The 21,508-nt window shown below is 62.8% G+C and carries 25 protein-coding genes; 15 read left to right on the forward strand and 10 right to left on the reverse strand.

What is annotated here, in order from left to right:
* Positions 1-2 precede the first annotated feature (2 nt).
* Positions 3-575 carry a D-sedoheptulose-7-phosphate isomerase gene (locus MESCI_RS11250; protein WP_013530074.1) on the forward strand — a complete coding sequence of 191 codons (573 nt, stop codon included), beginning with the start codon at positions 3-5 and terminating at the stop codon, positions 573-575.
* A complete protein-coding gene (locus tag MESCI_RS11255) occupies positions 568-1,227 on the forward strand; it encodes an HAD-IIIA family hydrolase (RefSeq protein ID WP_013530075.1) in 660 nt (219 codons plus the stop codon). The genes MESCI_RS11250 and MESCI_RS11255 overlap by 8 nt, the downstream gene beginning before the upstream one ends.
* Before the next feature lie 106 nt (positions 1,228-1,333).
* Here the strand turns inward: MESCI_RS11255 and MESCI_RS11260 are convergent, their stop codons facing one another.
* Both MESCI_RS11260 and MESCI_RS11265 read right to left on the reverse strand, forming a co-directional pair.
* Positions 1,334-2,128 (reverse strand): glycosyltransferase family 2 protein, encoded by a 795-nt coding sequence (locus MESCI_RS11260; RefSeq protein ID WP_013530076.1) that lies wholly within the window; start codon positions 2,126-2,128, stop codon positions 1,334-1,336.
* Between the two features lie 252 nt (positions 2,129-2,380).
* Complete coding sequence (locus MESCI_RS11265) at positions 2,381-2,860, reverse strand: Lrp/AsnC family transcriptional regulator (RefSeq protein WP_013530077.1); 480 nt, start codon at positions 2,858-2,860, stop codon at positions 2,381-2,383.
* Between the two features lie 248 nt (positions 2,861-3,108).
* Between MESCI_RS11265 and trxB the strand changes: the two genes are divergently transcribed.
* Together trxB and MESCI_RS11275 are read left to right on the forward strand one after the other, a co-directional pair.
* Positions 3,109-4,083, forward strand: coding sequence for a thioredoxin-disulfide reductase (trxB, locus tag MESCI_RS11270; protein WP_013530078.1), 975 nt, complete (start codon positions 3,109-3,111; stop codon positions 4,081-4,083).
* A 79-nt stretch (positions 4,084-4,162) separates the two neighbouring features.
* Complete coding sequence (locus MESCI_RS11275; RefSeq protein ID WP_013530079.1) at positions 4,163-5,059, forward strand: LysR family transcriptional regulator; 897 nt, start codon at positions 4,163-4,165, stop codon at positions 5,057-5,059.
* Positions 5,060-5,125: 66 nt separating this feature from the next.
* Here MESCI_RS11275 and MESCI_RS11280 read toward each other — a convergent pair whose 3' ends face one another.
* A complete protein-coding gene (locus tag MESCI_RS11280) occupies positions 5,126-5,623 on the reverse strand; it encodes a methyltransferase family protein (protein ID WP_013530080.1) in 498 nt (165 codons plus the stop codon).
* A gap of 721 nt (positions 5,624-6,344) precedes the next feature.
* Positions 6,345-8,396, reverse strand: coding sequence for an elongation factor G (locus MESCI_RS11285; protein WP_013530081.1), 2,052 nt, complete (start codon positions 8,394-8,396; stop codon positions 6,345-6,347).
* Between the two features lie 310 nt (positions 8,397-8,706).
* On the opposite strand from MESCI_RS11285, the gene MESCI_RS11290 reads away from it, so the two are divergent.
* Both MESCI_RS11290 and MESCI_RS11295 read left to right on the forward strand, forming a co-directional pair.
* Positions 8,707-9,102, forward strand: coding sequence for a (R)-mandelonitrile lyase (locus MESCI_RS11290; protein WP_013530082.1), 396 nt, complete (start codon positions 8,707-8,709; stop codon positions 9,100-9,102).
* Positions 9,103-9,250: 148 nt separating this feature from the next.
* Positions 9,251-10,768, forward strand: coding sequence for an MFS transporter (locus MESCI_RS11295; RefSeq protein ID WP_013530083.1), 1,518 nt, complete (start codon positions 9,251-9,253; stop codon positions 10,766-10,768).
* Positions 10,769-10,828: 60 nt separating this feature from the next.
* On the opposite strand, the gene MESCI_RS11300 is transcribed toward MESCI_RS11295, so the two are convergent.
* Entirely contained in the window at positions 10,829-12,031 is a 1,203-nt protein-coding gene (locus MESCI_RS11300; RefSeq protein ID WP_013530084.1) for a pyridoxal phosphate-dependent aminotransferase, read from the reverse strand.
* Positions 12,032-12,238: 207 nt separating this feature from the next.
* Here MESCI_RS11300 and MESCI_RS11305 point away from each other — a divergent pair, with 207 nt between their 5' ends.
* From MESCI_RS11305 to MESCI_RS11315, 3 genes are all read left to right on the forward strand, one after another.
* Complete coding sequence (locus tag MESCI_RS11305; RefSeq protein WP_013530085.1) at positions 12,239-13,132, forward strand: EAL domain-containing protein; 894 nt, start codon at positions 12,239-12,241, stop codon at positions 13,130-13,132.
* A complete protein-coding gene (locus tag MESCI_RS11310) occupies positions 13,129-13,977 on the forward strand; it encodes an EAL domain-containing protein (RefSeq protein ID WP_013530086.1) in 849 nt (282 codons plus the stop codon). Before MESCI_RS11305 ends, MESCI_RS11310 begins: the two co-directional genes overlap by 4 nt.
* Before the next feature lie 112 nt (positions 13,978-14,089).
* Positions 14,090-14,698 carry a glutathione S-transferase family protein gene (locus MESCI_RS11315; RefSeq protein WP_013530087.1) on the forward strand — a complete coding sequence of 203 codons (609 nt, stop codon included), beginning with the start codon at positions 14,090-14,092 and terminating at the stop codon, positions 14,696-14,698.
* 22 nt (positions 14,699-14,720) lie between these two features.
* Here the strand turns inward: MESCI_RS11315 and MESCI_RS11320 are convergent, their stop codons facing one another.
* From MESCI_RS11320 to MESCI_RS11330, 3 genes are all read right to left on the reverse strand, one after another.
* Positions 14,721-14,975 carry a type II toxin-antitoxin system RelE family toxin gene (locus MESCI_RS11320; RefSeq protein WP_013530088.1) on the reverse strand — a complete coding sequence of 85 codons (255 nt, stop codon included), beginning with the start codon at positions 14,973-14,975 and terminating at the stop codon, positions 14,721-14,723.
* Positions 14,972-15,172, reverse strand: coding sequence for a hypothetical protein (locus MESCI_RS11325; RefSeq protein ID WP_013530089.1), 201 nt, complete (start codon positions 15,170-15,172; stop codon positions 14,972-14,974). Before MESCI_RS11325 ends, MESCI_RS11320 begins: the two co-directional genes overlap by 4 nt.
* A 271-nt stretch (positions 15,173-15,443) precedes the next feature.
* A complete protein-coding gene (locus MESCI_RS11330) occupies positions 15,444-15,656 on the reverse strand; it encodes a cold-shock protein (protein WP_010910991.1) in 213 nt (70 codons plus the stop codon).
* Between the two features lie 274 nt (positions 15,657-15,930).
* Between MESCI_RS11330 and MESCI_RS11335 the strand changes: the two genes are divergently transcribed.
* Complete coding sequence (locus MESCI_RS11335) at positions 15,931-16,260, forward strand: hypothetical protein (RefSeq protein ID WP_013530090.1); 330 nt, start codon at positions 15,931-15,933, stop codon at positions 16,258-16,260.
* 26 nt (positions 16,261-16,286) lie between these two features.
* Here MESCI_RS11335 and MESCI_RS11340 read toward each other — a convergent pair whose 3' ends face one another.
* On the reverse strand, positions 16,287-17,177 hold the full coding sequence (locus MESCI_RS11340; protein WP_164919879.1) for a LysR family transcriptional regulator: 891 nt from the start codon (positions 17,175-17,177) through the stop codon (positions 16,287-16,289).
* A 148-nt stretch (positions 17,178-17,325) separates the two neighbouring features.
* Here MESCI_RS11340 and MESCI_RS11345 point away from each other — a divergent pair, with 148 nt between their 5' ends.
* The 3 genes from MESCI_RS11345 to MESCI_RS11355 are packed head-to-tail and all read left to right on the forward strand — an operon-like array spanning position 17,326 to position 19,134.
* The gene (locus MESCI_RS11345; protein WP_164919880.1) at positions 17,326-18,228 is read left to right on the forward strand and encodes an MBL fold metallo-hydrolase; all 903 of its coding nucleotides are present in this window, start codon (positions 17,326-17,328) and stop codon (positions 18,226-18,228) included.
* A gap of 1 nt (position 18,229) precedes the next feature.
* Complete coding sequence (locus MESCI_RS11350; RefSeq protein WP_013530093.1) at positions 18,230-18,619, forward strand: nuclear transport factor 2 family protein; 390 nt, start codon at positions 18,230-18,232, stop codon at positions 18,617-18,619.
* A gap of 26 nt (positions 18,620-18,645) precedes the next feature.
* Positions 18,646-19,134 carry a nuclear transport factor 2 family protein gene (locus MESCI_RS11355; protein ID WP_013530094.1) on the forward strand — a complete coding sequence of 163 codons (489 nt, stop codon included), beginning with the start codon at positions 18,646-18,648 and terminating at the stop codon, positions 19,132-19,134.
* 30 nt (positions 19,135-19,164) lie between these two features.
* Here the strand turns inward: MESCI_RS11355 and MESCI_RS11360 are convergent, their stop codons facing one another.
* Positions 19,165-19,734 carry a methylated-DNA--[protein]-cysteine S-methyltransferase gene (locus MESCI_RS11360; protein ID WP_013530095.1) on the reverse strand — a complete coding sequence of 190 codons (570 nt, stop codon included), beginning with the start codon at positions 19,732-19,734 and terminating at the stop codon, positions 19,165-19,167.
* A gap of 181 nt (positions 19,735-19,915) precedes the next feature.
* Here MESCI_RS11360 and MESCI_RS11365 point away from each other — a divergent pair, with 181 nt between their 5' ends.
* Complete coding sequence (locus MESCI_RS11365) at positions 19,916-20,821, forward strand: lytic transglycosylase domain-containing protein (RefSeq protein ID WP_013530096.1); 906 nt, start codon at positions 19,916-19,918, stop codon at positions 20,819-20,821.
* 5 nt (positions 20,822-20,826) lie between these two features.
* Positions 20,827-21,315, forward strand: coding sequence for a GNAT family N-acetyltransferase (locus MESCI_RS11370; RefSeq protein WP_013530097.1), 489 nt, complete (start codon positions 20,827-20,829; stop codon positions 21,313-21,315).
* Positions 21,316-21,508 lie beyond the last annotated feature (193 nt).

Below are 21,508 nucleotides of genomic sequence, written 5' to 3' on the forward strand. Positions count from 1 at the left end.
TCATGTCCGACTTGAACGATTACCTTGTCCGCTCGGCGGCTGCCATATCAGCCATGGTCGAACGGGACCTGACCGGTGAGATGGAGCAGGCAGCGAGCGCGGTGGTGACGGCGCTTTCGTCGGGGAAGGCCTTGCTCATCGCCGGCAATGGCGGCTCGGCCAGCGACGCCATCCACATTGCCGGCGAACTGGTCGGCCGCTTTCTCAAGGAGCGCAAGGCCTACAATGTCATCGCGCTGCCGGCCAATGCAGCGGTGCTGACCGCCTGGGGCAACGACTATGGCTTCGACACGGTGTTTTCGCGCCAGGTCGAGGCGCATGGCGCGGCCGGCGGCGTGCTTCTGGCAATCTCTACCAGCGGCAATTCGCCGAGCATCCTCGCCGCCGCCGAACAGGCACGGAGGATGGACATGACGGTGATCGGCATGACCGGCGACACCGGCGGCAAGCTGAAGCCTCTGTCCGATATCCTGCTCAACGTGCCGTCGACTTCGACGCCGATCATCCAGCAGGGGCATCTGTGCCTTTATCATCATCTGTGCGAGGTGGTCGAAGCGCGCCTCAGCAATGGCTGATCCCACGACCTCTGGCCGCTATCCGCTGGCGGAGCCGGGCCTATGGGTCGAGCAGATCGGCTCAAGGGTGTTCGCCGCCGGCTCGCCGGCGCTGTTCCTCGATCGCGACGGCACCATCAATGTCGATACGGGCTATCCGGATAATCCAGCCGAAATGGTGCTGCGCGCGGATATAGCCGCGGTGATAGCCGCCGCCAACGGGGCTGGCATTCCCGTCATCGTCGTAACCAACCAGTCCGGCATTGCGCGCGGCTATTTCGGCTGGAGCGATTTCGCTGCCGTCAACGGCCGCGTGCTCGAACTGCTGCGCGCCGACAGTGCATTCGTGGATATGGTCCTTGCCTGCGCTTATCACGAGGCGGGCTCCGGCCCGCTCGCGGTCGCAGATCATCCGATGCGCAAACCCAATCCGGGCATGCTGCTTGAGGCGGCCAGGCGTCTCCGGCTCGATCTGCGGCGTTCGCTGATTGTCGGCGACAAGAAGGCCGACATGGAAGCGGGACAACGCGCCGGCCTTTCGCAGGGCTGGCTGGTGGACGGCGAACAGTCCAGTCAAGGAGGATTCGAGACTTGGCCGCTACGGGGCCGGGGCGATCTCGATGGCCTGCTCGCCGCAATAGCGGCACTGGGTGCCGCGCCGGGCGAGCGGTGATGGGCTAGAGCAATTCCAGGAAAAGTGTGAAGCGGTTTTCCGTCGAGAATTGCGTCAAAACAAAGAGTTAGAGCAGATCGCCGTTTCCGTGAAACGGTGAAATGCTCTAGGCCCGCTCCTTGTCTTGCGAAGCCTCGTACAGTTTGGCCTCGGTGGCATAGGAATAGATCATCACCGACATCGAGTAGATGAAGCCGTGCCGACCGCATAGGAAGTAGCGCTTGGCCAGGTAGAACTTCAAGAAGTTGCCGAACGGCGACAGCACCAACCGTATCAGGCCGGGCTTCTTACCTCTCTCGACCAGCGTGGCGACCTTGAGGCCGGAATAGGTATTGGCCCTGGCAAGGTCGTCATTGACGGATATTTCGCGGCGATGCAGCAACACGCCGCTTTCGATCGTGCGGGTCTCGCCCGGCACAACGAAGGATTCATGGACCCGCGAGGTGAGGTCCATGGTGGCGACTTCCCGGCGAAACAGCCGCAGAAGCCGGTTGTGCAGCACCCAGCGATGCGCATAGCCATAGCCTTTCAGCCAGTCGCGGCGGCGAATGTACCAGCCGTCGATGCCGCTGTTGGCGGTCCGCGTGGCCGCCACGATGGCCTGGCGCAGTGAATCGTCGACGCGCTCGTCGGGATCGATCGAAAGACACCATGGTTGCCTGGCATGGTCGAGCGCGAACTGCCGCTGGCGCGGGAAACCCGACCAGTCATTGTGAAACAGCCTTATCGGGTAGCCGTTGGCGATGAACTCCTGAACGACGTCCAGAGTGCGGTCCGTCGAGCCCGAATCGACGACGATGATCTCGGCGCAGAAGTCGACGCTTTCCAGGCACTGGCCGATCATGTCGGCCTCGTCCATACAGATGACCAGCGCCGAAACCGGGCTAGAAAATCGAGTCATCGTCCCACCCCACGGCACACAATTCTCGGAATTGGGCTGCCCTGCGCCACTTGTTTACGCAATCCCGAAAGCGCTATGCGCTTTCCCCGGGAAAACCGTTACACACTTTTTCTGGAATTGCTCTAGGAAACCAACAAGGCGGCTACGGCAGAACATCCGGCTTCACGGAAGAGTCTATCGAATGCCAAAGCGGCGCTGATATGGCGGGGCGCTCAAGCCGCATCGGCGAAAGCCTGCTGCGTTTCAACCGGCTCAAGGCTGTGCGAACGAGACCAGCCCTTCGTCCTTGACCCGGCGGATGGTGAGCGCGGTTCGCACCGTGTCGACATTCGGGGTCGAGGTCAGTTCCTCGATGACGAAGCTCTGAAAGGCGCCGAGGTCGCTCGCCACGCAATGCAGCAGGAAGTCGGATTCGCCCGACACCATCCAGGCGTCGCGTACGATCGGCCAGCCGCGGGTGCGCTCGGCAAAGATGCGCAGCTCGGCATCGGCCTGATGATGCAGGCCGACAAGGCAGAAGGCTACGACATCGAGGCCGAGCGCTGGTGCATTGAGCAACGCACGGTAGCCACGGATGATGCCGGCTTCCTCCAGGCGCTTGACGCGGCGCAGGCATGGCGGAGCCGAAATGCCGACACGGTTCGACAGTTCGACATTGGTCATGCGGCCGTCGCCCTGCAATTCGCGCAGGATCTTCCAGTCGATGGCGTCGAGGTCGGCCTTGAGCGGCATGGGGGCTCTCGATCATGAGGAGTAATACGCAAGAATCTTGCGTGATTTTGTAATTAAACGACTTCGCTGTCCATTCCATCCTTCGCCCGGAATATTTCGCGGGATCAGCGGCCGACAGGTGCGACAAAGCTTTCCGGGGACGAACTCCAACTTGCCTTGCTGGTGTCGTGGGCAACACTTACATTACGCGCGACAATGATCGAGTTTTCCATGCCGCAATTGCCGGCAGCCCTCCGCAGAGGCTTTAGATGACCACCAAGCACGCGCCCGTTCTCATCATCGGTTCCGGCCCGGCCGGCTATACGGCGGCGGTCTATGCCGCCCGCGCCATGCTGAAGCCGATGCTGGTCGCCGGCCTGCAGCAGGGCGGGCAGTTGATGATCACCACCGATGTCGAGAACTATCCCGGCTTCGCCGACCCGATCCAGGGTCCGTGGCTGATGGAGCAGATGCTGAAACAGGCCGAGCATGTCGGCACCGACATCATCAACGACATCATCACCGAGGTCGACCTCAACGTGCGACCGTTCCGTGCCAAGGGCGATTCCGGCACCACCTACACCGCCGACGCGCTGATCATCGCCACCGGCGCGCAAGCGAAATGGCTGGGCATCCCGACCGAGCAGGACTTTATGGGTTTTGGAGTCTCGGCCTGCGCCACCTGTGACGGCTTCTTCTACCGGGGTAAGGATGTCGCGGTGATCGGCGGCGGCAATTCGGCGGTGGAAGAGGCGCTCTATCTGTCCAATCTCGCCAAGAGCGTGACGGTCATCCACAGGCGCAGCGATTTTCGCGCCGAACGTATCCTGCGCGAGCGGCTTCTGAAAAAGGACAATGTCCGCGTCATCTGGGACACGATCGTCGACGAGATCACCGGTCGGCCCGGCAAGACGCCGCTGCCGCCCTCGGTCGAGGGGCTGAAGCTCAAGCATGCGGTGACCGGCGAGGTGTCGCACCTCAAGATCGACGGCGTGTTCGTGGCCATCGGCCATGCGCCGGCGGTTGAACTGTTCGCCGGCAAGCTCAAGCAGAAGCCGAACGGCTATCTGTGGACGGCGCCGGATTCGACCCGCACCGATGTGCCGGGCGTGTTCGCGGCCGGCGATGTGACCGACGATATCTACCGCCAGGCGGTGACGGCAGCGGGGCTTGGCTGCATGGCCGCACTCGAGGCGGAGAAGTATCTGGCCGGCATCGAAGTGCATCGCGAAGCGGCCGAGTAGAGAGTTCAGAGAGCGGCTTAGAAACGCCGTGTAAAAGCCTGATTTTTCATTCAGACGCCAAAACAGAACGAGGGGAATCATGGCGTTGGACTGGGACAAGCTACGCGTGTTTCACGCTGCGGCGGAGGCGGGGTCGTTTACCCATGCGGCCGAGACATTGCATCTGTCACAATCGGCGATCTCGCGGCAGGTCAGCGCGCTCGAGCATGATGTCGGCGTGCCGCTGTTCAACCGCCACGCCCGCGGGCTGGTGTTGACCGAGCAGGGTGAGATGCTGTTTCGCACGGCGCATGACGTGCTGATGAAGCTGGAGACCATCAAGTCCCGGCTGACCGAGACCAAGGATCGCCCGTCGGGCGTGCTGCGGGTAACGACGACGGTGGGGCTGGGCGCCGGCTGGCTAACCGAGCGGGTGCAGGAATTCATCGAACTCTATCCTGAAATCAGCCTGCAGTTGATCCTCGCCAACGAGGAGCTCGATCTCACCATGCGCCAGGCCGATTGCGCCATTCGGCTGCGCCAGCCGCAGCAGCCGGACCTGATCCAGCGCCGCCTGTTCACCGTGCATTTCCACCTCTACGCGGCCCCATCCTATGTCGCCAAGCATGGCAGGCCGTCTTCCGTCGCCGAGCTGAAGGCCCATCGCATCGTCACCTTCGGCGTGCCGGTGCCGTCGCATCTCTCGGAGCTGAACTGGCTGGAAACGGTCGGTGATTTCGAAGGCGGGCAAAGGGTGCCGACGCTGCAGATCAACGACATATTGTCGATCAAGCGGGCGGTGCAGGGCGGTGCCGGTATCGCCATGCTGCCCGACTATGTGATCAGCAAGGACTCCGACCTCGTGCAGCTACTGCCGGAGACCGAGGTGCCGTCTTTCGACACCTATTTTGCTTATCCGGACGCGATGAAGAACCAGGCCAAGCTGCACGTGTTCCGGGACTTTATCATCGCCAAGGCGAGAAGCTGGTCATTCTAAGGACATGTCGATTGCCTGGCCCGACCTGAGCCTCAACATGCCCTGAGACGGCGCTGCCGGTTTCACCTACCCCCGCCAGGGCGACAGTCGAGGCAGCCAGCCGGGCACGTTGCGGCGGTAGGCGTCGTATTCGGCGCCGTACCGGTGAGCCAAAGTCGGCTCCTCGTAGAACCGCACGAAAGAGCCCATGGCGATCGCGCCGATGACCGCATAAGCGGCCAGCGTCCAGCTCGAGAACAGCAATGCCTGGCCGAGGATGATCGACAGCACGGCGACATACATCGGGTTGCGGACATGACGGTAGATGCCGCCGATCACCAGCCTCTCGGTTGGCGCGACCGGAGCGGGCGTGCCGAGGCCCTCAAGCGCGAATCGACCGAAGGCATGCAGCAGTGCTGCGATCGCGACGGCGATCAGAAGCCCGCCGGCAGGAACAAAGCCCGGCAGACCAGACCACGGCAAGCCCCAGCGATCGGTCAACAGCCAGGGCACCAGCCCGGCAACCACGCAGGGCGCCGCGATGAAGAAGGCCGCACTGCCGGCGATCGCCGAAAACGTCCGCATTGGCTGCTTCCTCCCGATTGCCTTAGAAATGCACGCCTGCTGCCTGCTTCCACATCATTGCCCGGTTTTGGCATTTTGAGCCGAAAGCCAGCCGAGATCGGCGATTCTGTAGTTGCAATTGCCCGATTCGGCGGCCCATTTCGACGATTCTGCTGGTCCTATTGGCTTCTGGAATGGGTTAGACCACAGCCTGCGTCTTTTTGCATGCGTGTGTTGCAAAATAGATGCTTGTTTCTTGGGCATGATGAGCACATATATAGATCATCTCCTGGGCGCGTTCTCCTCCCATTAGCGCCCTCGAGTGTTCCCCTCTGGAGGTTAGCCTTAACAGGCACTCCAATCAAACTCAGCCGGATCTTCATTGATCCGGCTTTTTTGTTGCCTGTGCTCTGCTGGGCCGGCAAAAAATTCCATCACAATTGCCACGTAACGGTGACATGTAACCTCTGGTAACATAGCCCGGGCGCCCGCGACCTGCTATGTGGATCATAGGACGCGGTGTGGTTCGGACGGGAGATGGGGGCATCACTCGTACGGCCCGGGCTCAGGCGGCTACCGCGTCCGAACCGTTTTTTCCGCCGAACTCGGCGGCACCAAATGCGGCGGACCTGCCGTTTTACCTCCCAAGGAAACGGTCCGCGAACAAAACGACGTCCGGTCCCCGCCGGACGTCGTTTTCTTTTGTCCCCCTCGAATCAGGTTCGAGAGGAACGCTACGCCATCAGGCAGCCTTGCCGTTGGTGTTCATCGCCTCGTCGGCCAGACGGCCGGTGAGTTCGGCCATGTGGTCGAAGACGGCACGGTAGCTGGCGACGCCCGCGGTCGCCGAGCGCAACTCGATGATCAGGTCGCCGATCTCGGCTTGCGGCATGGTTGCCTCGACGACATCCCATCCTGGCCAGCCAGGCCGCGCGTCGTAGCCGAGTATCTGGCCGCGCCGTTGCGGGATGAGAGCGATGATCTTCGAGGTGGCGTCGGAGGGTGTGACGATCTCGACCTTCATCACAGGCTCCAGGAGCACCGGCAAGCACGCGGCCATGCCTTCCTTCATTGCCAGCCTGGCCGCCATCTGGAAGGCCATGTCGGAGGAATCGACCGCATGGTAGGAGCCGTCCGACAGGTTGACTGCGACATCCACGACCGGAAAGCCCAGCGGCCCGGATTTCAGATAGTCGCGCACCCCGGTCTCGACCGACTGGATGTAGGTCTTGGGCACGACGCCGCCGGTGATTGTGTCGGTGAACTGGAAGCCGGAGCCGCGCGGCAGCGGCTTGATCTCGATCACCACGTCACCGAACTGGCCATGTCCGCCGGACTGTTTCTTGTGACGGCCGCGCTGTTGCGCCGATTTGCGGATCGTCTCGCGATAGGGCACCGCCGGCGGATGGCCTTCGACCGGTATCTGGTTCTTGCCTTCCAGCCGCTCGCGCACCACGCGCAGATGCATCTCGCCATGGCCCGACAGCACGGTTTCAGCCGAGTCCTGGTTGTGGCGCAGGCTGAGCGAGGGGTCCTCCTCGGCCAGCCGCTGGATGGCAGCCGACATCTTCACTTCGTCCTTGCGCTCCTTGGGACGGAGCGCGAAGGCAAAGACCGGCTGCGGCGGCTCGAACTGGACGAGCGGCTTGATGCCGCCCTTGGCCGAACTCAGCGTCTGGCCGGTCTTGACCTCGTCCAGCTTGCCCAGCGCGACCGTATCGCCGGCCTTGGCGATGGAGAGCTTGGACTGGTCCTTGCCGAGCATCCGGTAGATGCCGGAAACCTTGGCCGTGTCGCCGCCGGGCAGCCAGAGTTCGGAACCGTCGACGACCTGGCCGGAGAGGATGCGCGACACCGACAGCTTGCCGCCATGCGAGGTGTGGATGGTCTTCATCACCTGGACCAGGGTAGCCGCGCCGTCGGGTGCACCGAGCCGCTTGCGGGTCGCCTCGATGTCAGGCGCGTCGTGGCGGATCGCCTTCAGGAGACGCAGCACGCCGTTGCCTTTTTCGGCGGTGCCGATCAGCACCGGCGTCACCGCGCCGTCGCGCAGGTCGGCGGCGAGATCGTCGAAGATCGCGTCCTTGGGCGGTTCGATCTCCTCGAGCAGCTGTTCCATCAACTGGTCATCATGATCGGCCAGCGTCTCCAGCATCGAGAAACGCGCTTCGAGCTCGCGCGCCTTCTCGTCGCCGGGAATCTGCGCTACCTCGCTTTCGGCATATTCGCGATAGATGTAGGCGCGCTCCAGCGCCAAGTCGATCGAACCGATGACGACGCCGTCCTTGCGCAGCGGAATCTGGCGCAGCAGCAATGGCACGGCACTGGCCGGCTGCAGCATCTTCAGCGTGTCGCGCACGCCGGTGATTGCCTTGTCGACCTTGTTGAGAAACAGGATGCGCGGCACGCCGAGATCGTCGAGCTTGCGCATGATCAGTTGCAGGGCAGGGATCTTCTTTTCATCGGCCTCGGCCACGACCACTGCGAGGTCGCAGGCGGCCAGCACCGGTTCGGCTTCGAACGAGAATTCGATGGAGCCGGGACAGTCGACGAAGGTGATCTGCTCGCCCATGAATTCGGTGGTGGCGATCGTCGCCTCGACGCTCATGGCGTGGGCGCGCGCCTCGGGCGAATGATCCGAAACGGTGTTGCCTGATGAAACGGGATTTTGTCGGGGAATTGAGCCCGTACGGGCCAATATGGCTTCGAGAAGTGTCGTCTTACCGCTTGCGAAGGGACCGACTATGGCAATGCATTTCGGTCCCGTGCGTCGTCCTCCGGCGCGAGTACCCATGACTGACCTCCACTCAGGCGTTTCCCGTAGGACCGACTGGCATGCATGGTTCAGGCGTGGTCAATCGGTCCTGAGCGGCGGCCGGCCTGTTCGACCGTCGCGGGCGGGGTTCTTTTCAAGTCCACCTGCCCAAAGCCATCGTCCCACTTGTTTGCCGGCAGGGCAAGGAAAATAGAAATCCTTTGCTCGGCCGTGGACCCGTGCTGGCCATATAGGGGGCTGGCAGCCGGAAGCTGTTGCACGTCGGCCGATATCGGCGGAAACTGAAGCTGGCGACCCGTCGCCCGCTGTTTTGAAGGACCATCGACCCATGAAGATCATTGCCTGCGGCAGCGTGCCGACCGTCATCGCGCCGGAAAAATACTTCACCGGCCGGGTGCTGCAGACGCCGATCATCGAGAAAGAGGCGCCGGCGCGGCTGCGAGCCACGCTGGTCAGCTTCGAGCCGGGCGCGCGCACCCACTGGCATACGCATCCGCTTGGCCAGACGCTCTACGTGACGGTGGGCGCCGGGCTTGCCCAGACGTGGGGCGGCCCGGTCCAGCAGATCAGGGCCGGCGACGTCATCTCGTTCGCGCCTGGCGAAAAACACTGGCATGGCGCGGCGCCGAAATCGGCGATGACGCATATCGCCATGCAGGAGGCGCTCGACGATGTCCATGCCGACTGGCTGGAAGCGGTGACATCGGAACAATATGACGGCTGAATGCTCAGTCCGCAGGAACCCGGCTTCTATTCCAGCCGCAACATTTTCAGAAGAGGGCGACTCGCGGCGACGCCGGATCGACAGCGCCATGCCGCCCGTTCAACTGACCGTCGGTCAGTAATTTGCGAAACTCACGTCCGGACTAGCCATGTCAAAGCACCGTTTGCCCCTGGTCGCCGCTGTCTATCTTGGTTCGTTCGTGGCTCTGCTCGACGTCAGCATCGTCAATGTCGCGCTGCCGACCATCCAGCAGGCGTTGCAAACCGATTTCGGCGGCCTGCAATGGGTGGTCGACGCCTACACGCTGTGCCTGTCGGCCTTCATGCTGTCGTCCGGCCTGATCGGCGACCGCTATGGCCGCAAGCGCTCATGGCTGGCCGGCGTCGGCATCTTCGTGGCCGGCTCGCTGATCTGCGCCGTCGCGCCCAATTTGCCGGTGCTGCTGGCCGGCCGGGTCGTACAGGGCATCGCCGGCTCGCTGCTCATTCCAGGCGCGCTGTCGATCCTGACGCAAGCCTTTCCCGATGCGCGCCAGCGCGCCGGCGTCATTGGCGGCTGGGCGTCGTTCGCCGCCACCTCTCTGCTCGTTGGTCCCGTCCTCGGTGGCATCCTGGTCGAGACCGTCGGCTGGCAAAGCATCTTCCTGATCAACCTGCCGCTTGGTCTGATCACGATCGCGCTCGGTGCTGCTTCGATCAACGAGACGGCGCATCCCGAACATGCCCATCTCGATCTCGTCGGCCTGGCTCTCAGCATCCTGTGGCTGGGGGCGCTGACCTTTGGCCTGATCTCGGCCGGCGAGAATGGTTGGGGCGAGCCAAGGACGGTCACGGCGCTCATCGCAGGTGTCGTCGGCCTGGGTGCTTTCCTCGGCTTCGAGGCGCGCACGGCACGGCCGATGCTGCCGCTTGGCCTCTTCCGTGACGTCCGCTTTGCCGTCGCCAATGTCGCTTCGTTCGCGCTCGGCTTCACCTCCTATTCCAGCGTCTTCTTCTTCTCGATGTTCCTGCAGCAGGTGCAGGGCTGGTCGCCGACGCAGACCGGCCTGCGCATGGCGCCGACCTTCATCGTCCAGATCGTGGTGTCGCCGTGGATCGGCAGGCTGAGCGCGCGCTATGGTCACTCCGCGCTGATGACCATCGGCTATGTTGCTATCGGCCTGTCCATGCTCGGCATGTGCTGGGCCGGTCCTTCGACGTCCTACGCGACGCTGTGCCTTCTGTTCGCCATCGGCGGCCTCGGCAATGCGCTTGCAATCCCGACCGGCAGCGCTGCCGCCATGTCCTATGCGCCGCGCGAACGCTCGGGCATGGTGTCGGCGGTCATCAATGCCACCCGCCAGAGCGGTCTTGCCATCGGCATCGCCTTGCTCGGCGCCTTGATGAGCATGCGGGCAACCAACCTTTTGACCGGGTATCTCGGCGATGCCGGTGTCGCCAACGCGGAAGCGGTCGCCCGTGCTGCAATTTCGCGGCATGATTTCGCAACCGATGCGGCGATGGGCGAAAGCGGCGTGCATGAACTCTATGCTGCCGCCTATGCCGGCGGCTTCCATGCCGCGATGCTGACGGCAGCGATAGGCGCGTTCCTCACCGCCGCACTGCTGGTTGCCGTGCTGGCGCCGGCCGAGGCGCGCTCGGCCAAAGAGACCAAGCACGAGGCGTGAGGCTGACGGCCCATTGAAAACCCGGCAGTGAAGCCGGGTTCTGCGTTCAAAGCGCGCCGCTCAGGTCAGCGAAGCCGTAAAGCGCTGGATGCGCGTGCAGGCTTCCTCCAGAAGCGTCTCCGAGGTGGCGTAGGAGATGCGGAAGTTGGGGCCGAGGCCGAAGGCCGAGCCGAACACCACCGCGACGCCCTCGGCTTCGAGCAATTCCGAACAGAAGGTTTCGTCGGTGTCGATCGGCTTGCCTGCCTTGGTCTTCTTGCCGATCAGCTGGGCGCAGGAGGGATAGACATAGAAGGCCCCTTCCGGCGACGGACAGGTGATACCGCGCGCCTGGTTGAGCATCGAGACGACGAGGTCGCGACGGCCTTGAAAGATCGCCTTGTTTTTGGCGATGAAAGCCTGCGGGCCATTCAGCGCCTCGACGGATGCCCATTGCGCGATGGTGCAGGCGCCCGATGTCTGCTGACCCTGGATCATGTCCATCGCCTTGATCAGTTGGACCGGGCCCGCCGCATAACCGATGCGCCAGCCGGTCATTGCATAGGCTTTCGACACACCGTTCATGGTCAGCGTGCGCTCGTAGAGCTTAGGCTCGACCTCGGCGATGGTCTTGAAGACGAAATCGCCATAGGTCAGGTGCTCGTACATGTCGTCGGTCAGCGTCCAGACATGCGGATGCTTCAACAGCACGTCGGCCAGAGCGCGCAGTTCGGCCTCGGTATAGGCGGCACCCGACGGGTTCGACGGCGAGTTCATCAGCAGCCATTTGGTCTTCGGCGTGATCGCCTTTTCCAGCACGGAAGCGGTCAGTTTGAAGCCGTTGTCGATCGAGGTGTCGGCAAACACGGAGGTGCCGCCGCAGATCGCCACCATCTCGGGGTAGCTGACCCAGTAGGGGCGAGGAATGATGACCTCGTCGCCGGGGTTCAGCGTCGCCATGAAGGCGTTGAACAGGATCTGCTTGCCGCCCGTACCGACGATGGTCTGCTCGGGCTTGTAGTCGAGATTGTTCTCGCGCTTAAACTTTTTTGCGATCGCCTCGCGCAGCGGCACGATGCCCGAAACCGGCGGATACTTGGTTTCGCCGCGGCGGATCGCCTCGATTGCCGCATTCTTGATGTTGTCGGGCGTGTCGAAATCCGGCTCGCCGGCGCCGAGGCCAATAATGTCACGGCCGGCATTTTTCAGCTCGCGCGCTTTCTGCGTGACCGCGATGGTGGCGGAAGGCTTCACGCGCGAAAGGGTGTCGGCAAGAAAGGCCATGAGCTTGACGTCTCCATGGAAGATCGGCGCGGCCAGGAGCGACCGCGGCGCTTCTCATGTCGCATGATTTCGCGCAACGCAAGCATTGTCGGCTGATCCAGGTCTCAAGGAGCTGTGATCGGACCCGGAGTCGGCAACAATAAATTCATTAACGAGCGGTAGAGGCTTGAGTGGCAGGATCGCAGACCAATTGCGGAGCGAGGAACCGTGTCGCGCAGCGTCGGGCTTGCCCACATCATCCGTCAGGACGACGGCACCTCCACCGGTGTCTGGGGCATCTACACGTTGCAAAGCGCTTTCCAGCCGATCTTCGCCTTCAAGGAAGGCAAGCTGTCGGTGGTCGCGTTCGAAGGGCTGATCCGACCGTTCCGCGACGGCGAGCCACAATCGCCGATGAATTTCTTCTCGACCTGTCCGGCCGCCGACCGGCTGCATATCGAGGCGCTGACCAGGACGCTGCATCTTCTCAACGCCGGTGCCTGCCTGCCGCGGGAAGCGTCGATCTTTGTTAATTTCGACCCGTCGGTGTTCACCGAACGCACTGTTGCCGACGCTGCCTTGCGCGAAATGCGGCTCGTGCTGCACGAGGCCGGCATCGACCCGCGCCGCGTCGTCTGCGAGGTGACCGAGCAGCGATCGGCGTCGCAGGAAGCCTTGCACGGTTTCGTCGCGGCACTGAGAGCCAACGGTTTTCGCATCGCCGTCGACGATTATGGCGCCGACGATTCCGACATCAACCGGGTCAAGGAGTTGAAGCCGGATATCGTCAAGTTCGATGCCTACTGGATCACGCAACTGATGGAGTCCGGCGCCGGCTTCGCGTTGCTGACCACCATGGTGAAGAACTTCGAGGAGCAAGGCATCCATACGGTGTTCGAAGGCATCGAGGAGGGCTGGCAACTGGAGCTCGCCGAGAAATCGGGTGCGTCGATGGTGCAGGGTTTCGTGCTGGCGCGACCCGAATTGGCGCCGACCAGCTTTGGCGTCTTCGACAAGGCCGGGCAGGCGCCTGTCGCTGCCGCCGTCGACACGTCGGCTGCTGCCGTGGCAACGCCTTCGGCGCGGCCGGTCAAGGCCTTTGGGCGCCGCGTGGCGACATGAGAGGTGATCGGCGGCGCAATGTCGGCGATGCGATCCGGGTCGACGAAGTCGGCATCGAATACGGCATGTATGGCGAGTTCCGGCTGCGCAGCGCCTATCAGCCGATTTTCGCGCCGCGCGGCCGGTTCCTTCACGCGGTCGCGGCCGAAGCCCTGATCGAGCCGCACCGTGCGGGCCGCCCCGGCGCGCCAAAGATGTTCTTCGAAAGCGTTGCCGTCTCGGACCGGCTGTTTGTGGAAACCATGTGCCGGGCGCTGCATCTCAGGAATTTTCGCAATATCGGCGTCGACGGGCTCGACCTGTTCTTCAACTACAATCCGTTGATCAACGACCATGCCGGGCGGGCACTGGCCGAGATTCGCCTGATGACCAGGCATCTCGGCGAGTTCGGCCTGGCGCCGGCCATGCTGGTCTGCGAAATCACCGAACAGGCGGCGGACGACGCGCTTCTCGCGCGGCTGGTGCGCGAAATGCGGCGCGACGGCATCCGCATCGCCATCGATGATTTCGGCACCGGGCACTCGACCGAGGAGCGGGTGAGCCTGCTCAAGCCCGACATCGTCAAGATCGACGGCACCTGGTTCGCGGAGTTCTGTCGCCACGCTGCCGCCGAACGGTTCTTCCGCCCGCTGGTTTCCAGCTTGCATGACCGCGGCGCCAAGGTGCTGGTCGAAGGCATCGAGCAGCCCACCCATCTGCGCGTCGCGCTCGAAGGCGGCGTCGACCTGCTGCAGGGTTTTCTCCTCGCCCGCCCAGCCTTGGCGGGGACCGTTTTCGAGGAAGAGCCACTGAACATCGACACGCTGCTGAGTACCGGCGGCAATGTCGTCCCGCTGTTCGGCTAGGGGCGCCACTATTCACACATCAGCGGCGCTGATCGTCGCGACAAAACAAATCATTGGTTGAGTCCGCCGCCGCTGCGATAATCGCGCGGAGACAGTGCTCGGGGGAACAGCCATGATACTTTACGGCATGATCGACAGCGGCAATTGTTACAAGCCGCGTCTGCTGATGGCGAAGCTTGGCCTGGCCTTCACCAACGTCGAGGTGAGTTCGCACACAGGCGACACACGCAAAGCCGACTTTGTCGCCAAGAACCCGAACGCCATGGTGCCGCTGCTCGAGTTCGACGATGGCCGGCGGCTGGCCGAATCCAACGCCATCCTGCTCTATCTCGCCGAAGGCACACGCTTCCTGCCGGCGGACAGGTATGAGCGTGGGCTCGCGTATCAATGGCTGTTCTTCGAACAATACAGCCACGAGCCCTACATCGCCGTGCGCAAGGCGCTGCTGACCTTTCCCGAACGTGCTGGGGATGCGACCCCGGAGCGGCTGGCGGTGACGCTGGAGCGCGGCAACAAGGCGCTCGGCGTGATGAACAGGCATCTGGAAAACAATGCCTTCTTCGCTGGCAGCGCGCTCAGCGTCGCCGACATCGCGCTCTATGCCTATACGCATACGGCGGAGCAGGGCGGTTTCCAGCTCGACGCCTATCCGGCGGTGTCGGCATGGCTTGGCCGCGTGGAAGCGGATCCGGGGCATGTGCCGATCGAGTGGGTGGGGTAGCCTTCTCCTCCTGAAGGAGGGGCTATTTCAACAAATGGTCGTAGTCGGCGTGGGTGCCGACCCAGAACCAGATCACATCTTCATTGTTGCGTATGGCAACAGCCCGATAGTTTTCGTCAACTCGCGCCGACCAATAGCGACCGACCTGTTTGAAATGCAGTGAGGGATGAAAAGGATCGGAACGCAGTCGGGCAAAACGCCTGTCCGCCTTTGCTCTGATTGACGATGGCAGTTTTTCATAAGCCTCCCAGAACGATGGAGAGGCGACGTGGTTCACAGAGGCCGCGTCCGACCAGCGCGATGGTCAGCCAGCGCCTGTTCGGCAAGCCTGTCCAAACGGCCCGCCTTCGCGTCGGCTTCCATCTGCCGGTCCCACATATCCGCCTGGAGCGCCTCGAACCAGGCGGCAAACGCCTTCAGTTCCTCGGGGCTCAGTTCGGCGACGGATTTTTCGATCTGCTCAAGTTTGGTCATGGCCGAATGGTACCACTACTGGGCTAAAAGTACCACAAGTTGGAACCATAGTGCGGGCTGCGCCACCTAACCCAGACAGCAAAAAAGGCGGGATAAATCCCGCCTTCCCATGCTTGGTAGCCTGATCGGGAGCGTCCGGTCCGGGCTGGCAGCTATCTGCTGATCCAGCTTGTCGGGTCTTTCCGCTCCAGCGCGCTTCTCGCGCGACTGTCAGTACATCCGTGACTTGCCGCGCGCCCCGAACTCTCGCCCGGCGCGCGCTATCGCAAAATCAGGCTGCCTTGCTCAGAGATCCAGCGGACGACTTGCCAGTGCGGCGGTCCTGCTCGATCTCGAAGTTGATCTTCTGGCCTTCGACCAGGGTCGACAGTCCAGCACGCTCGACAGCGGAGATGTGGACGAATACGTCCGCGCCGCCCGCGTCAGGCTGAATGAAGCCGAAGCCCTTGGTGGCGTTGAACCACTTGACCGTTCCAGTTGCCATTTAGATAGTCCTTCACATTTGCTTTAGATTGACCGGACCGAGGTCCAGCCGGTGTGCATCGAGATTTTGGAGATAGACGTCAGCAAACGCGATTATCGCGAGGCCCGGATCGATCGGCCGAAATATCAATGGAAGGCATATAGGCTGCTTTCGCACAAAAAACAAGACTGTGTGAGAAAGCCGTGATCAGGGCGCTGCCCAATGGCCGCCCCAATCGCGTGAGAGCGTCACGACGGATCGCGACGTCCCTGGGCGGCGGATCAGGGAGAGGACCATGAAAACCATTCTGCTTGCCGCCTGCCTGACGCTTGTCGCCGCTCAGGCTCAGGCGATCTCGCGCTACGACCCGACGCGTATGAGCTGCGGCAAGGTTCAGGCGACGATCGCCCGGCAGGGGGCGGTCATCCTGCGCTACCAGTCGAAGCGGGTGCCGGGACTGCCGCTCTACGACCGCTATGTGCAGAACCAGCGATTCTGCAGCATGGGCGAGGTGAGGACACGAGCCTACGTACCGAGCGCCGACACAAAGTCCTGCCCGGTCTACAACTGCAAGCGGCCGGATAACGACCGGCATTTCCGCCGGCGGTTCTTCCATAACAACTAGCGCTTGTCGACCGGCAGCCATTGCTCTCAATCCCGGATATGCTCCGTGAGCATGGATACGAATTGCGTCACCTTTTGCGGGCGAAAGCGCGCCGCCGGATAGACCACGTGAATGCCGCCGGAGGGCAGCGCCCAGTCGGGGAGCACGTGGACGAGGCGCCCCTGCGATAGATAGTTGACGACGAGATAGTCCGGCAGAACTGCCAGTCCGCCGCCGGCGAGCGTCGCTTCCAGTACGGCGGGCGTCGAGTTGATGGAGAACGCCTCGCGCAGGGTGATGGTGCGCGGCTCGGAATCGCCTCGGGTGAAGTTCCAGGTGAACGGCTTGCGAAGCACGGCATTGGCAACGAGCGGCAAGGAAGAAAGATCTTCCGGCTTGTCCACCCTGATCCCGGCCGCGAAATCCCGCGACGCGACCAGGATTTGCCGGAAGGTGCCGATGCGTCGCGCCTGCTGGCTGGAGTCATCCAGCCAGCCAACCCGGATGGACAGGTCGATCTTGTTGCCGATCAAGTCAATTATGGCATCGGAAATGACCAGTTCGACGCCGCAGGCCGGAAATCTCTGGCGAAAGCGGGCGGCGATCGGGGCCAGCACGATCGCGCCATAGTCATTGGACGCGGAAACACGCAGCACACCGGCCACCTCGGCGTTGGCCTCGCCAACCTCGGCGACCGCTTCTTCGACATCCCGCAGGATCAGAACGCAGCGTGCATGCAGAAGACGGCCTGCTTCCGTCGGCTCGACCCTTCGCGTCGTGCGCACGAGAAGCGTGGTCCGCAGCTCAGCCTCGAGGCGAGCGACTTGTTGGCTGACGACTGTTTTCGTGATGCCAAGCCGCTCGGCCGCGCGGGTAAAGGAACCTGCGTCGACCACGGTGGCAAAATAGGCGAGGCGATTGAGGTTTATCGATTCCACCACGAAGGCTCATTGTAAGCTTTCAACATACAGTTTGTATTATTACGGCCAATTTATTGATTAATCCAGAGGGCTTACCGTGCCGTCTACCGTCCGCCCTGCGGGCCCGTAGCCGCACCCGATCCCTTTCATTCAACGGAGATATTCCATGTTCACGAGGAGACAGATCATGAAGACCTCATTGGCCCTCGGCGCAACCGCCGTTTTCGCGCCCATCGACAGCGGCCAGGCCGCCGGCGCTAAGCTTGGCTGGAAACACTTCCCGGCGGGTCCAAACGGTTTCTTCCGTGCGCCGGTGCTGCTGTCGGGGCCGAGCGAAGCCCTGTTGATCGACGGCGGCTTCACCTATCCGGACGGCAAGGCGCTCGCCGATGCCATCAAGGCCACCGGCAAGAAGCTGACCTTCATCTATGTCACTCAGTCCGATCCCGATTACTACTTCGGCCTGAAGCCGGTGCGGGACGCCTTCCCGGAGGCAAAAGTCATCGCTGCCTCCGCCACGCTGGAAGCCATCAAGGGCAATGTGGAGAAGAAGCTCGCCGTCTGGGGTCCGCAACTGAAGGAAAATGGCCCGCAGGCGCTTTCCGACATCGTCCTCCCCGAGGCATTCGACGGCGCAACGCTGACGGTCGATGGCGAGACTGTAGAGATCGTCAATGCGGAAGAAGGATTGGCCAACCGCCGCTATCTGTTCGTGCCGTCACTCAATGCCGTTTTCGGCGGGGTGATGATCTTCTCGGGCGTTCACGTCTGGACCGCCGACACGCAGACCAGGGAAAGCCGTGCCGCCTGGATCAAGACGCTGGACGCGATTGCCGCCCGCAGGCCCGCTGTCGTGGTGCCCGGCCACATGGCCCCCGATGCCGCGATCGGTCCTTCGGCGGTGGAGTTCACCAAGTCCTATCTCCTCACCTTCGAGGAAGAACTGGACAAGGCGGCAGACAGCGCCGCGTTGAAGGCCGCCATGGAGACCCGCTTCCCCGGCCTCGGTATGGGCGTCGCCCTCGATGTCGGATCCAAGGTCGCCAAGGGCGAGATGAAGTGGGGCTGACATGGCGACGAACCTCGATTTGATCCGTGGAACCTACGAGGGAACTTCCGAGGAGAACGGCCGCAATCTGCTGGCCGTTCTTTCCGCCGACATCGAATGGACCGAGGCGGAAGGATTCCCCTATGCCGGCACCTATGTCGGCATCGAGGCCCTGATGCAGGGGGTCTTCAAGCGGCTCGGCTCGGAGTGGATCGGATACCACGCCGACGTGCACAGCTTCATTGCCGATGGCGACCGGGTGGCGGCCTTCGGCGTGTATTCCGGTACATATAAGGCGACGGGAAAATCCATGACGGCCCCCTTCGCTCATCTCTACGAACTGCGGGACGGCAAGATCATCCGCATGCGGCAGTATGTCGATACGGTGCTCGTTGCGCGCGCACTGGCCTGACACCGAAGCAACCGAGGGAGACATCCGTGCTGCAACTTAAATCCTTCGCGGCGGCCGCTTTCGCCGTCGCGGCGCTCACGGCCGCGGCGCATGCGGGAAACACCAAGCCGGTCAAGCAGGTGCTGCAACAGCATGAATTGACTCAAAAAAACAGGACGCTTGTCCTGAAAGCCTATCAGGCGCTGTTCGGCGACCATGACCTTGCCGCGCTGGACCGCTATTGGGCCGAGGCTTACATTCAGCATAACCCGACGATGACGGATGGCCGAGACTCGGTCAAAAAGCTTCTCGAAAGCATGGGTGTCGCCAATTGGCCAAAACAAAAAGTCGACTTCAAGCGGGTGATCGCCGAAGGCGACCTCGTCATGACCCAGGTCGTTCAACCGAAGGCAGGCAACATGCCGGAGACCGTCATCGTGGACATTTTTCGCGTTGAAAACGGCAAGATCGCCGAGCATTGGGACGTGATGCAGCCGGTGCCCGCCAACCCGGTCAATAAGCGACCGATGTACTGATCCAGGCCTTCTGCCAGCGCCGGCCGCCGCTCAAAACCCGAACGATACCTGCGCCGGGGGCGGCGGGCCGACGCGCACGCCTTCCATGGCCAGCATCTTCTCCTTGGTGACCGAGCCGCCCGGCGCCGAGAAGCCGCCGATCTTGCCGCCGGCGGCAAGGATGCGATGGCAAGGGATGACCAGCGGCACCGGATTGGCGCCAAGGGCGGCCCCGGTTTCGCGGGCGAGCCCGGCATGGCCGGCGGTCTTGGCCAGCTCACCATAGGTGGTGGTTTCGCCGAAGGAGAGTTTTCGCGCCGCGTCGTAAATGGCGAGGCGGAAATCGTCGACGCCGTCGAGATCGACCGGTACGGCGGAGAAATCGACATCCTCGCCCGCCGCATAGGCCTTGATCGCTGCGATCAGCTCGACCACCCATGGCGGCTGCGCCGTGGAAGCGGAAACGCCACCGTGACGCAGCAGGCGCCGTTCCACCGCTTCGCGGCTGCGTTCGGGCAGGCAGAGCCGGATCAGGCCCTTTTCGCTCCAGGCAATGCCCATGAAACCGATCACTGTTTCTAACACTGCGTGGCCGGCCGTGATCGAAGCTGTCGTGACCATGATGCGTTCCTTCCCGCAAAGTGGCGAAATCCGGGATTCGTCCCAGTACATATCCGGAACAATATGGCATCGCCGCCTGCGTCTCGCCACCCGAAAACCACCTGATCGCCCCGATTGCCCGGCCTGAATCGCTGGTGTAAGGGATTTCTTAACAACCCGACAAACCGGACCCGAGCGCGGCTTGCCAGCAAAACTCAACCTTATCGCGATCGGCGTGATCCTGGCCGCCGCCGGCATCAGCGGCTGCACGTCGACCTCGCAGATGAAGTCCGCGCCTGCTCTCACCGAAACAGCGACCGCCGCCGGCGCTGATGCCGGCTTCACCGTGCCTCTGCCGGAGACGGTTTCGGTGCTGCCGGAATCATCGGGGATCGCCCCCGTTCAGACGGCCGAGCTGCCGCCCGATCCCGCCGCACAGCCGGCTGCGGCGACCGCCGCTTTTGCCGGATCGACACCGGCGGCACCAGCCGTGCCTGCGGTTATGACCGCCAATGCCTGGCAGGCGCCGCCGCCGGCAAATGCGAACGAACCGGTCAAGGCGGCCGAGACTTATACGACCGCGGGGCTGATCGTGCCGGCAACCGCCAAGGGCGACCGCATGCCCGGCGTCCAGCAGGTCGCCTATGTCGTGCCGCAGAACCCGGCGGCCCTGGTCCAGTTTCCGGCAGGGCCCGTGCAGGAAGAACACGCGACGGGCGTGCGTGGCGATGTCGAGCGGCTGATCGAGAAATATGCGGCGATCTACCAGGTGCCGGTGGACCTGGTGCGCCATGTCGTCAACCGCGAGAGCACCTTCAACCCGAAAGCCTACAACAACGGCCATTGGGGACTGATGCAGATCAAGCACGCGACGGCACGCGGCATGGGCTATGACGGACCGGCCAAGGGCCTGTTCGACGCCGAAACCAATCTAAAATACGCGGTCAAATATCTGCGCGGCGCCTGGCTGGTGGCCGGCGGCAACGCCAAGAAGGCCGACTGGCTCTATCAGACCGGCTATTATTACGACGCCAAGCGCAAGGGCCTGCTCGAGGCGACCGGCCTTGGCCGCGACCGCCAGCGCCGTCGCCTGCAACCCGACGCCTGAGCGCGATGCCTGAACCGCGCCCGCCGGCCCTGAACGACATCCGGCTGCGCAAGATCCTCGACGAGACGCTGGTTCCGCCGCACTGGCCCGACGGCTTTGTCATGCGCAGTTTCGAGCCTGGTGACGCGCCCGCCCTGCATGCGCTTTTGACGGAAGTGTTCGATGACGGCGCCGATGGTCCGTTCGACGAGTGGTGGCCGCGTATCGCGGACGATCCCGAATTCGACCCGGCGCTGTGCTTCCTCGTCATCGACGCCAAGGGCCGGCTGGCGGCGGCGGCGCTGTGCTGGACCCGCGCCTTCGTCAAGGATCTTGCCGTTCATCCCGAGGCGCGCGGCAAGGGTGTTGCCGAAGCGCTGATGTGGCACGCCTTCGCCGTTTTTCGCGAACGCGGCGCCGACCATGTCGACCTCAAGACCAACACGATCGAGAATCCCGCCGCCGTCCGGCTCTATGAGCGGCTGGGGATGATGCCTGTCGCCTGGGAAGGCTAGGGTGTGCTGATATTCAGGTGATGCCGGCCTGCAAATGATGGCTTCCTGCGCTTCCGGTGCTCACGTACCCAAAAGTACGCTCCGCTCCGGTTCTCGGAAACCACCATTTTCGACTCGGCCTGACCTGAATCTCAACACCCCCTGATGGGTGTCGCCTCACGCAGGAACGGCGCGATTTGGGAACCCAAAGCGC

This window comes from Mesorhizobium ciceri biovar biserrulae WSM1271 (assembly GCF_000185905.1).
Lineage (GTDB): Bacteria > Pseudomonadota > Alphaproteobacteria > Rhizobiales > Rhizobiaceae > Mesorhizobium > Mesorhizobium ciceri.

What these genes read in the sequence shown, in the direction of transcription:
- MESCI_RS11250 (WP_013530074.1), top strand. Translation starts at nt 3, where the DNA reads ATGTCCGACTTGAACGATTACCTTGTCCGCTCGGCGGCTGCCATATCA.
- MESCI_RS11255 (WP_013530075.1), top strand. Translation starts at nt 568, where the DNA reads ATGGCTGATCCCACGACCTCTGGCCGCTATCCGCTGGCGGAGCCGGGC.
- MESCI_RS11260 (WP_013530076.1), bottom strand. Translation starts at nt 2,128, where the DNA reads ATGACTCGATTTTCTAGCCCGGTTTCGGCGCTGGTCATCTGTATGGAC.
- MESCI_RS11265 (WP_013530077.1), bottom strand. Translation starts at nt 2,860, where the DNA reads ATGCCGCTCAAGGCCGACCTCGACGCCATCGACTGGAAGATCCTGCGC.
- trxB (WP_013530078.1), top strand. Translation starts at nt 3,109, where the DNA reads ATGACCACCAAGCACGCGCCCGTTCTCATCATCGGTTCCGGCCCGGCC.
- MESCI_RS11275 (WP_013530079.1), top strand. Translation starts at nt 4,163, where the DNA reads ATGGCGTTGGACTGGGACAAGCTACGCGTGTTTCACGCTGCGGCGGAG.
- MESCI_RS11280 (WP_013530080.1), bottom strand. Translation starts at nt 5,623, where the DNA reads ATGCGGACGTTTTCGGCGATCGCCGGCAGTGCGGCCTTCTTCATCGCG.
- MESCI_RS11285 (WP_013530081.1), bottom strand. Translation starts at nt 8,396, where the DNA reads ATGGGTACTCGCGCCGGAGGACGACGCACGGGACCGAAATGCATTGCC.
- MESCI_RS11290 (WP_013530082.1), top strand. Translation starts at nt 8,707, where the DNA reads ATGAAGATCATTGCCTGCGGCAGCGTGCCGACCGTCATCGCGCCGGAA.
- MESCI_RS11295 (WP_013530083.1), top strand. Translation starts at nt 9,251, where the DNA reads ATGTCAAAGCACCGTTTGCCCCTGGTCGCCGCTGTCTATCTTGGTTCG.
- MESCI_RS11300 (WP_013530084.1), bottom strand. Translation starts at nt 12,031, where the DNA reads ATGGCCTTTCTTGCCGACACCCTTTCGCGCGTGAAGCCTTCCGCCACC.
- MESCI_RS11310 (WP_013530086.1), top strand. Translation starts at nt 13,129, where the DNA reads ATGAGAGGTGATCGGCGGCGCAATGTCGGCGATGCGATCCGGGTCGAC.
- MESCI_RS11315 (WP_013530087.1), top strand. Translation starts at nt 14,090, where the DNA reads ATGATACTTTACGGCATGATCGACAGCGGCAATTGTTACAAGCCGCGT.
- MESCI_RS11325 (WP_013530089.1), bottom strand. Translation starts at nt 15,172, where the DNA reads ATGACCAAACTTGAGCAGATCGAAAAATCCGTCGCCGAACTGAGCCCC.
- MESCI_RS11330 (WP_010910991.1), bottom strand. Translation starts at nt 15,656, where the DNA reads ATGGCAACTGGAACGGTCAAGTGGTTCAACGCCACCAAGGGCTTCGGC.
- MESCI_RS11335 (WP_013530090.1), top strand. Translation starts at nt 15,931, where the DNA reads ATGAAAACCATTCTGCTTGCCGCCTGCCTGACGCTTGTCGCCGCTCAG.
- MESCI_RS11345 (WP_164919880.1), top strand. Translation starts at nt 17,326, where the DNA reads ATGTTCACGAGGAGACAGATCATGAAGACCTCATTGGCCCTCGGCGCA.
- MESCI_RS11350 (WP_013530093.1), top strand. Translation starts at nt 18,230, where the DNA reads ATGGCGACGAACCTCGATTTGATCCGTGGAACCTACGAGGGAACTTCC.
- MESCI_RS11360 (WP_013530095.1), bottom strand. Translation starts at nt 19,734, where the DNA reads ATGGTCACGACAGCTTCGATCACGGCCGGCCACGCAGTGTTAGAAACA.
- MESCI_RS11370 (WP_013530097.1), top strand. Translation starts at nt 20,827, where the DNA reads ATGCCTGAACCGCGCCCGCCGGCCCTGAACGACATCCGGCTGCGCAAG.